Origin of the sequence: Rossellomorea vietnamensis NBRC 101237 (genome assembly GCF_001591825.1) — a bacterium.
Taxonomy (GTDB): domain Bacteria; phylum Bacillota; class Bacilli; order Bacillales; family Bacillaceae_B; genus Rossellomorea; species Rossellomorea vietnamensis.
Genome location: NZ_BCVQ01000004.1, coordinates 167,465 through 176,486, shown reverse-complemented (window position 1 = coordinate 176,486; position 9,022 = coordinate 167,465). Strand labels below are relative to the sequence as shown.

The following is a 9,022-nucleotide window of genomic DNA, read 5'->3' as shown; positions in this document are numbered from 1 at the left end:
ACCGCCAGCCCCGCGGAAAGCGAGCAACTCTCGCTGTAATCAACCACTACTCACTACTTTCAAAACCAACTGTATTTACGTAAACAGCTAAATGATAAATCCGAACGATTTCGATTGATCGTTCGGATTTTCTTTTAACTAAACTCTTTTGTCCCAACCTCTTTCTTTGGAAAACATTATTCGCTTGAAGGATAATGGGAAATTTTGTCGAATTGTAAATAGTGCGTAATGGTATCAGGGATTGTCTTTAAGTGAGTTCAATTTAACATGATAAGAAATGTGGAGGGAATGAATGTGAAAAATCGAAATGGAAAAGTAGTTGGCTTTGAAATAAGCAGTCAGGCTCCAGAAAAAGCAGCAGCGTTTTATTCGAATGTTTTCGGGTGGGAAGTGGATGAACCCCAGTGGGACTACCAAACAGTCACGACCGGACACAAAGATGGAATAAATGGGGGGATTAGCAAGGGACCCCACGATCATCCACACGGTACACGAATTTAAATTGAAGTAGAATCCATTGAAGAAACCATTTCTGCAGCTAAAGAAAATGGGGCAATGGTGGTAAGAGACAAGATGGAATTCGAGCATTTTTTTCTTGCGTATCTAGTGGACCCCACCGGTGTGGGCATTGGATTGATTGAAAACAAGTAGGGAATGAAATCAACATAGTAGAAGGGAGGGTGAGATAACTTTGTTTGAAACTGTATTGGGAAAACCAAAAAGCTTGGTAACTGATTACAAAATGAAATATAGAACCGCTGTTAAGGCAGTCATCATACAAAATGGTAAAATCCTTCTTATGCATTCCAACAGGGGAGATTATAAATTTCCAGGAGGCGGAGTCGAAGAAGATGAGAGTCTGTCTGCTGCTCTGATAAGGGAAGTGGCCGAAGAGACGGGCTACATACACTGTCATGTTAAAGAGCCTGTAGGTATCGTTATACAAAGGCATCCCGACCTAAATGATGAAGATACAATATTTGAAATGACTTCACATTATTTTCATTGCGAACTATCAGACTTTGATAAAATTCCTCAACAATTAGAGGGATATGAGTCGGAGCTGGAAATGGCTCCCCGATGGATTACCATGGATGAAGCCATTGACGGAAATGAGATGCTGATGGACAAGTATGAGAACAATCGATGGATCAAAAGGGAAAACTATGTTTTGGAAGAATTAAAGAAATTATACGAATAGAATGTGGACGCTTACCCGGTATAGGGAATGGAAAAGAGCTGTCGGTTTATTATGACCCAGCTCTTTTCGATATGAGTAAACGTGAATAACATTTAATACATTTCCTTTTAGTTAGATTTTCAATCCGTATTTTTTCAATTCTTCTGTATCATTGGGCAATGTCACATACCCTTCAAACGTCATACCCAACTTTTCAAGAAGTTTGGAAGAAGGGTCATTATCTTTTGACGTAATCGCTACGAGCCGTTTAATTCCCGCTTCTTTGGCAAACTCCACCGTAGCGCATGCGGCTTCATACGCATACCCTTGAGATTGATAGTCAGATAGAAAGGCAAAGCCAATATCCACGTCTTCCAGTCCGTCTCGCTTAATCAGTCCACACAAACCGATTGGTGTATGATCAAGTTTTCGTTCTGCCAAGAATAATCCAAAACCTTTTTGCTCATACATGGCTCTCGGACCATTCAAAATATACCGATTTGCATCTTCCAAAGTATGAACCCCTTTATCTCCAATGTATTGAAGCCATCCAGGCTCATTCAATAATGTTAAAATAAATCCTGCATCCGACTCCTCCACCCATCTAAGTGAGAGCCGATTTGTTTCTGTAATTTTCATAAGGAACACCCCATTTCATATCACTCCACCTTATTATACTTGAAACATATAAGAGAGGAAATCCAACAATGCTTCATACTATAAATTTGACCACTAACATCATGGCGAGACACACACCTAATAAAAATCCAAGACTACTATTCAATTTTCTTCATGATATAGTTTCTTTATACAAAAAGAACATAATTTGAGGTGTAATCATGGCGCAAAAATTTAAAGTCGAAGACCCGAAAATCCCTGCTCGTTTAAGCTCTGTCAATTTTCAAGATATCTATTATGAAGAAGATCCGTTCCTATCAAATGGTTTGATCGAAAATATAGGATTGGAAGGGGAAGAAATCGATCAGCTCGTGATATCAAAAGTCATGTTTAAAAATGTCTCCTTCACCGGTGCATCTTTCCCCCGTATCGACATGACAGATGTGGTGTTTGAAAACTGTGACCTGTCGAATGCAAACTTCAGTGAAGGAATCATACATCGGGTCATCTTCAAAGAATGCAAATTATTGGGTGTGAATTTTACCGGTGCTCATTTAGGCAATGTACGTTTTGAAGAGTGCCTGGCGAATATGAGTGACTTTGTTGAAACACGATTAAAACAAGTAACATTCAACGAGACCTTTTTACAAAATGCCAATTACTCTGACTGTGAACTGCTTAAGGTCAACTTTAATCAGTGCGATCTTAATGATATTGACTTCACTCAAACTGACCTCAAGGGTATCGATATTAGTACTTGCAAGTTTACACGCATCAATGTAGCTCTTGAAAATCTTTCTGGTTGTGAGATTTCACCAGAGCAGGCGATCGGATTTGCAAGCTTATTGGGATTGAAAGTGAAGGAGTAGTATAAGACTGTTGTTGTTCATAACGATATTCATATTGGTTTGAATCCTGTACAAGGCATGAAATGATTCAAGCGGGCATAACTATGTATCAACAACGCCTACCTGGTTTCAATTCAAAAGGTTACCGTCTTCCGTTCACCCGAAAATAGTAAAAAAACGAAAGGAGTGGAATATAACCCCACTCCTATTTCTTTCGTTTCTTACTGGTAGTTGAAACTTTTACCAATTATGATTCGTACATCTTATTAAAAGTAACTGTTGGAGGAGGTTTATTCATGATCACGGTTGATAACGTAACCAAGCGATATGATTCACTTCAAGCGCTAAACGACATTCATTTCTCAATTCAGGAAGGCTCTTGTTTCGGCCTTGTAGGACCCAATGGTGCGGGAAAATCCACATTGATGAAGATCTTTTCCGGTGTATTGCAAAACTTTAGTGGGGACATCAATGTCCAGGGCCTATCTGTCAAGAAAGATAGAGTAAAGGTAAAAAAGCTGATCGGCTACATACCTCAAGAAATCTGTTTGGAAGAATCCCTTACTGCCAAGGATAATTTATTGTATTTTGGTAGCCTTTATGGTCTGAAAGGAAAAGACCTTCAAGATCGAACCGAGAAAGTGTTACAGCAAATCGGTTTAGAAGAACGAGGGAAAGATAAAGTCAACACCTTTTCAGGGGGGATGAAGCGCCGGTTGAACATTGGCTGTGCCATTCTACATGCTCCCTCCATTATCATCATGGATGAACCGACAGTGGGAATAGATCCACAATCAAGAAACTCAATTTTTTCAATCATACATGAACTAAAAGAGAAGGGAAGTACAATCATATATTCGAGTCACTATATGGAGGAAGTAGAGCAGCTTTGTGACAGCATCGGACTGATTGATAAGGGTTCATTAATCGAATGTGGATCTCTGGGTGAGTTGCAGCAAAAATATAATAAACCGTCATTGTTTGTTTCCGGTGAAGGTTTAGATAATGTTGGTTTATCCAAACATGGAGAGGTCGAATCGAAAGGAAACGGATTTATTCTGCGAAGTGATGATCCTTTGATGACATTGGAAAAATTGATTGCCGAGTTCCGCATCTATAACATTTTGCCAAGAAGGCTAGAGTTATATCAACCGAAACTGGAGGATATCTTTTTCACATTAACTGGAACGCAACTTCGAGATTCATAGAAAGGGGAGGATGATATGTGGGCCATTGCCAAAATGGAATTTAAGAAAAATATACAGGATAAAGGCTTGTGGTTTTGGACATTTATCTTACCGATCGTCTTTATCATTGCCTTTGTTTCCATTTTTTCAGGTGATGAAAATACGAGTTACAAAGAAGTCATCACTCAAATCATTCCAGGCTATACCATCATGTTCGCTTTTTATATTATGATTTCAATGGTCATCGGATTAGTGAAGGATAGGGATAAAGGAATGGTTGCGAGGATTGCCAGTACGCCACTTCCTATCATGAGCTATTTTATAGGGAAATGGATTCCTTTCATGGTGATCGTGTTGATTCAGATTGCTGTATTATTTGGATTTGGCGTCGTTGTGTATGACCTTCCTTTAGGGGATCCCCTTGGACTGATCATTTTATCCATTTCTTTGGCGTTTATTGTAACCGGTTGGGGCATGGCGCTCGCCGTACTCGTGAAAACGGAAAATATGGGTATTGCCATGACCCAGATCATAGCTCTTGGTGGTGCAATGCTTGGGGGATTGTGGTTACCCGTCGATTTGATGCCGGAGTTCATGCAAACAATCAGTAAGTTACTTCCTCAATACTGGGCAATTGAAGGGTACAAAGAGATCATTTTAGAAGATGGAACCATATTAGATGTCTTATTCAATATTTTGATTTTGGTCATTGCAGGAATAGCTGGTGGCTTGATTGCCATCGCTGCCTATCCACGGTTTCTTCGTACCTCCAAGAGTTAAAGACAGATGGAAAATTTTCTATTTATTTTTAAAAATGAAAATCCTCTCCTTATTTCTTGAAATTTATGGTATGATTCTATGGTCTGAAATACAAGATCTTCGTAGATTGAAAGGGGAACATACTTGAATAAGAATCAAGTGAAAATCGCAGAAGTAAACGCAGAAAATTGGTACGAGTGTTGTCAACTGGAACTTTCCATGGAGCAACAGGAATTTATTGAGCCTAATGCCATTTCGATTGCTCAATCGAAATTCGAGACTACTTTAAAACCATTCGCCATTTATTTTGAAGATAAAATCGTCGGGTTTTTAATGTTCAACTCTGTACCTGAAGAACTGGATGCTTATTGGGTTTACAGAATCATGGTGGATAAAAACCATCAAGGTAGAGGCATCGGAAAAGCCGCAACAGATCTGATGATGAATGAAATGATAGAAACCTATGGTATAAATAAAATCATAGTAGGATATCATCCTGAAAACCATGGGGCTCACCGCTTATATGCGAGTTTGGGGTTTGTCGATCACGGTGACCGATTCGGCAGGGAAATGGCGGTAGTGAAAGAAGTAACGATGAACTAAGATATTTCAAAAGGGCCACAAACGCTTGGCCCTTTTTGAGCTTGCATTAAATCCCCTTTTCTAATACTTTTGAGCAAACGACTTATTATTCACCCGTTAATGTCCAATATCCCTCGAACCTTTTCCTTTGCTCCCTTCCGCCACTTTTTCACAGCGGATATGGACACATTCTCTACCTCTGCAATTTCACTGACTGTCAGCATATGCAGACAAGTATACATGACCCATTTTCTTTGGTTCGCAGTTAAGTCCCCACAGTAACTGAACAATAATTCTTCGGCCAGTCCTTCGTTGATATGCTCATCTTCGATCATGTCAAAAAACTCCGTCTCTTTGAAAATACTTTTCTCTTCATTTCGACTTTCACTTGTTAATTGAGAAAGTATTCTGCCTCGAACATATGAATAAGCATAGGCAGGAAATGCCCCTTTTTCCGGTTCGAATTTTTGATGTGCCTCCCAAAGTGCAATGAGACCGGTCTGATAGTATTCAGGTTTGTTTTTATAAATGTGCAGAGAATGAATGATCTTGTGAATCATTCTGTCATATTGCATATGAAGCTTTTCGAATTTCTCCAAGTCAGTATCCTTTTGACCGGCGCGCCGTTCTTTGTATTCCCAGGTAGCTTAACCTTACAAAGGAACAGGGCTTTTTGACAAAAGAGGATAACACTCGTTTTCATGGAAGAAACCTAGCATTACCAAGGTTAGTCATCATCATTTATCGGTAGGGAACTGACAGTTATGCTGGAATTTTCAGTGTGGTGAATTACTTGAGTTTAACTTTACCCACCAATAGCAATACTGAAAGGACCATCCACTTACAAGGAGGTCCTGGTATGCCTAATAAAAAGGATGAAAGCAACGATGTCCTAGGTCAGAAAAATGAAGAGATTGAAAAGCTTGAAGAGATGTTATCCGCCGTCCTTCACTACTTATCAGATGATGAAATCGAAGAAATCGATATCGAATATCTTCTTACGAATACAGATAACCTCCGGGATTGGTGGGATAGCTACCGGGAGAAAAACAAAAAGAAGCTAGAAGATGAGATTAAAAAGTCTTTGAACAGGTTATCTCTTGAGGAGTTAGAAAACATCCGGGAACAAATAAAGAATAAAAATCGCTAAATGACAACAGAGAAACCATAACAATATTATGTAAATTAAGTGCAACACAGAAAAAGGAGGATAACGGTATGCCTCAAATAGCTCAGGAAGAGAACCCCTAGGGAAAAGGCTTCTCTTCTTGGTCAATTATCTACTTACTAAATTTCTTTTTAACAGTTGATGAGCAAGTGACACAGCTCCTACAGGCATCTGATTCACGATGACCGTCGTAAAAATTTCCTCATCGTGATAATAAAGTGTCACGGATTCATACCCATGAATGCCACTATGATGACCATATGCCGTCATTCCATTTTCAAATGTATACTTGTATAAACCCAAACCGTAAAATCGCTCCGGATGATCCGTTTCAGAAAATACAAGCATTTGATTCATCGACTTCTGAGATAGGAGGGATCCGCCAAAAAGGGCCTTCATGAATGTTTGGATTTCCGCGGGGGTTGAAACAAGTGCCCCTGATGTCCCCATGATTGAAACATTGAGATCTGTAATAGGTGTTATATCATCTGATAGGTCAGTCAAGTCAGACGTCGCTTTTGAATGCCCGGTGGCAAAGGGGAGCCTGAGATCATTGGAACAAGGGAAGTATGTTCTCTCCAGTTGAAGTGGTTGGGTGATCCATTGATAGACTGCATCTTCAAACTTTTTTCCTGAACATTCTTCGACGATCAGTCCCAACAGGATACCATTCGTATTAGAGTATTTGAACGCAGTACCAGGTTCAAATTCCAGGTCGTGGTTGGCAATAAGTCTGACAAGACTTCGTGGCGAAAAGAAATCCCGGGGACTTGAAACAGCGTGCTGGATACATTTTGTTCCTGCAACGTCCATCCATAAATAATCCTTAAGACCGCTTCTATGCTGGAGCAGTTGTTTCACGGCTATACGACTGCCTTCTTTCAGGATACCGGGTAAGATGGATTCTACAGTTTGCTCCAGTGAAAGCATGCCTTCTTCCTGAAGTTTTAAAATCACCACACTTGTTACAATGTTTGATAAGCTTCCAACCCGCTGATGATCATAAGGATCTAATAACGTATCTTGAAGAAGGTTTCGAACGCCTGTTGCCAATATATAGTCTTCTCCGGAAGAATCAGTCAGACACAACGATATACCTGGAATCCTGTATCTATCACGAAAGTATTGGACTGTTTTTTTCAGTAAAGCAGGATCCTTCAAAGAAATCATCCTTTCAAGTCTTGGTTTGATAAAGAAAACCCCTGCCAAATGCAATTGCTTTTAAGTATAAAGCAGAATTTAAGCGGTTTTATATTGAAAAGAATATAGTTAGTATTTTATTAATGCTATAGATCCACTAAATAGATAGTGAGTGTCATATAGTATGTTTTATACATATGTGAAATCGAGAGAAATAGAAGGAGAATGATCCGATGCCGATTCGTAACTCAGCAAAAGCCATCATTATCAAAGACAACAAACTACTTTTGACTAAAAACAAAGACGAAGACAGTATTTTTTACCTTTTCCCCGGTGGTGGACAGGAACATGGTGAAACACTTCATGAGACTTTAAAAAGGGAATGCCTTGAGGAAATCGGATGCGAAGTGTCAGTAGGAGAACTAATCCATGTTAGGGAATATATAGGTAAGAACCATGAACATGCAGCATTTGATTCCTCCTTGCATCAAATGGAGTTTTATTTTACCTGTACGCTCATCCACGAATGGAACAATGATCAGACCCCATCTAACCCCGATAGTCATCAAGTAGGGGTGGAATGGATTGATCTGAGTAAACTGAAAGAATATAGATATTATCCTAGAGAAATAGAATCGTATTTAGTCAATAAATCGCCCAGAGTTTACCTGGGGGACATTAATTAGTTCTATTCTATTCAAACAAGGAGGGCGATGAGTGATGAGAATAAGTAATTTTATTTTGACAGGTATATTGGCAGGCATTTATTCAAGTGTGTTAGATGGCTTTGAACAGCACTACAGCTTGAATTCCCTTTACAGTGCCTTCATCTTAGCGCTGTTAACAATCGGGACGGGTCTTTTATTACACAGCCTCCCATCCATAAAAAGTGGAGGGAATCCTGACTGAGCTCTCTTGGAGAATACCCGTAAAAGTCAACAGTAAACGGAGTGATCATGATGAATTCTACATATGTATGGTGGGGAGGATCCAAAGTGAAGTTAGCATGGCGGCAAGATTCGATCCTTCCTGACACATCACGGGTTACCAGTGTGCATGGATTCTGCTTTAAAGATGGAAAGATGCTCTTGGTGAACCTTCATAAGCGAGGCTGGGATTTTCCAGGTGGGCATCTGGAGAAGGGTGAGTCCCCTGAAGGATGCTTGAAGAGGTAAGTGATGGAGGAAGCATATGTATCCGGCTCTTCTCACTTTTTGGGTTATCTGATTGTGGATCATCATGATAATCCCCTCTGGAATGAACAAAGCCCTTATCCCAAAGTAGGCTTTCAACTTTTTTATAGAGTGGACGTTGAGGAAATATATACATTCGAAGCAGAATATGAATCTGCTGAGCGATGTTGGATCGATCCAGATCATGTAGCCGATTGTTATTCCGGATGGAACAGAGTGTATGAGGAGATTCTTTCTCAAGCCCGTACAATTAATTTGTAGGTTTGTTATATGAAGTGGAATTCCAACAAGTTGAATTCTTACGATAGAGTTAATTTACTATCAAAGGTTATTAAATGTAGAGGGGT

General features: G+C 39.6%; 11 protein-coding genes and 2 pseudogenes. 10 read left to right on the top strand and 3 right to left on the bottom strand.

Annotated elements, in window-relative coordinates:
• Positions 1-288: 288 nt before the first annotated feature.
• Positions 289-651, top strand: a pseudogene (locus BVI01S_RS04020) (VOC family protein).
• 40 nt (positions 652-691) lie between these two features.
• The gene (locus BVI01S_RS04015) at positions 692-1,201 is read left to right on the top strand and encodes an NUDIX hydrolase (RefSeq protein WP_244886861.1); all 510 of its coding nucleotides are present in this window, start codon (positions 692-694) and stop codon (positions 1,199-1,201) included.
• Between the two features lie 111 nt (positions 1,202-1,312).
• Here the strand turns inward: BVI01S_RS04015 and BVI01S_RS04010 are convergent, their stop codons facing one another.
• Positions 1,313-1,819: a GNAT family N-acetyltransferase gene (locus BVI01S_RS04010; protein ID WP_061809307.1), complete on the bottom strand. Its 507-nt coding sequence runs from the start codon at positions 1,817-1,819 to the stop codon at positions 1,313-1,315.
• 200 nt (positions 1,820-2,019) lie between these two features.
• Here BVI01S_RS04010 and BVI01S_RS04005 point away from each other — a divergent pair, with 200 nt between their 5' ends.
• From BVI01S_RS04005 to BVI01S_RS03990, 4 genes are all read left to right on the top strand, one after another.
• A complete protein-coding gene (locus BVI01S_RS04005; RefSeq protein ID WP_061809306.1) occupies positions 2,020-2,667 on the top strand; it encodes a pentapeptide repeat-containing protein in 648 nt (215 codons plus the stop codon).
• 275 nt (positions 2,668-2,942) lie between these two features.
• Positions 2,943-3,854, top strand: a complete 912-nt coding sequence (locus BVI01S_RS04000; protein WP_061809305.1) for an ABC transporter ATP-binding protein — start codon at positions 2,943-2,945, stop codon at positions 3,852-3,854.
• A 15-nt stretch (positions 3,855-3,869) separates the two neighbouring features.
• Positions 3,870-4,613: an ABC transporter permease gene (locus BVI01S_RS03995; RefSeq protein WP_061809304.1), complete on the top strand. Its 744-nt coding sequence runs from the start codon at positions 3,870-3,872 to the stop codon at positions 4,611-4,613.
• A gap of 123 nt (positions 4,614-4,736) precedes the next feature.
• Positions 4,737-5,195 (top strand): GNAT family N-acetyltransferase, encoded by a 459-nt coding sequence (locus BVI01S_RS03990; RefSeq protein WP_061809303.1) that lies wholly within the window; start codon positions 4,737-4,739, stop codon positions 5,193-5,195.
• Positions 5,196-5,284: 89 nt separating this feature from the next.
• Here the strand turns inward: BVI01S_RS03990 and BVI01S_RS03985 are convergent, their stop codons facing one another.
• Complete coding sequence (locus BVI01S_RS03985) at positions 5,285-5,773, bottom strand: sigma-70 family RNA polymerase sigma factor (RefSeq protein WP_061809302.1); 489 nt, start codon at positions 5,771-5,773, stop codon at positions 5,285-5,287.
• A gap of 260 nt (positions 5,774-6,033) precedes the next feature.
• Here BVI01S_RS03985 and BVI01S_RS03980 point away from each other — a divergent pair, with 260 nt between their 5' ends.
• Positions 6,034-6,324 carry a hypothetical protein gene (locus BVI01S_RS03980; RefSeq protein WP_061809301.1) on the top strand — a complete coding sequence of 97 codons (291 nt, stop codon included), beginning with the start codon at positions 6,034-6,036 and terminating at the stop codon, positions 6,322-6,324.
• A 126-nt stretch (positions 6,325-6,450) separates the two neighbouring features.
• Here the strand turns inward: BVI01S_RS03980 and BVI01S_RS03975 are convergent, their stop codons facing one another.
• A complete protein-coding gene (locus BVI01S_RS03975; protein ID WP_167562092.1) occupies positions 6,451-7,503 on the bottom strand; it encodes a serine hydrolase domain-containing protein in 1,053 nt (350 codons plus the stop codon).
• A gap of 212 nt (positions 7,504-7,715) precedes the next feature.
• Between BVI01S_RS03975 and BVI01S_RS03970 the strand changes: the two genes are divergently transcribed.
• The 3 genes and pseudogenes from BVI01S_RS03970 (at position 7,716) to BVI01S_RS03960 (ending at position 8,936) form a co-directional block, all read left to right on the top strand.
• A complete protein-coding gene (locus tag BVI01S_RS03970) occupies positions 7,716-8,168 on the top strand; it encodes an NUDIX domain-containing protein (RefSeq protein WP_061809299.1) in 453 nt (150 codons plus the stop codon).
• A gap of 31 nt (positions 8,169-8,199) precedes the next feature.
• Positions 8,200-8,391, top strand: coding sequence for a hypothetical protein (locus BVI01S_RS03965; protein WP_156477297.1), 192 nt, complete (start codon positions 8,200-8,202; stop codon positions 8,389-8,391).
• Positions 8,392-8,441: 50 nt separating this feature from the next.
• Positions 8,442-8,936, top strand: a pseudogene (locus BVI01S_RS03960) (NUDIX domain-containing protein).
• Positions 8,937-9,022: the final 86 nt, after the last annotated feature.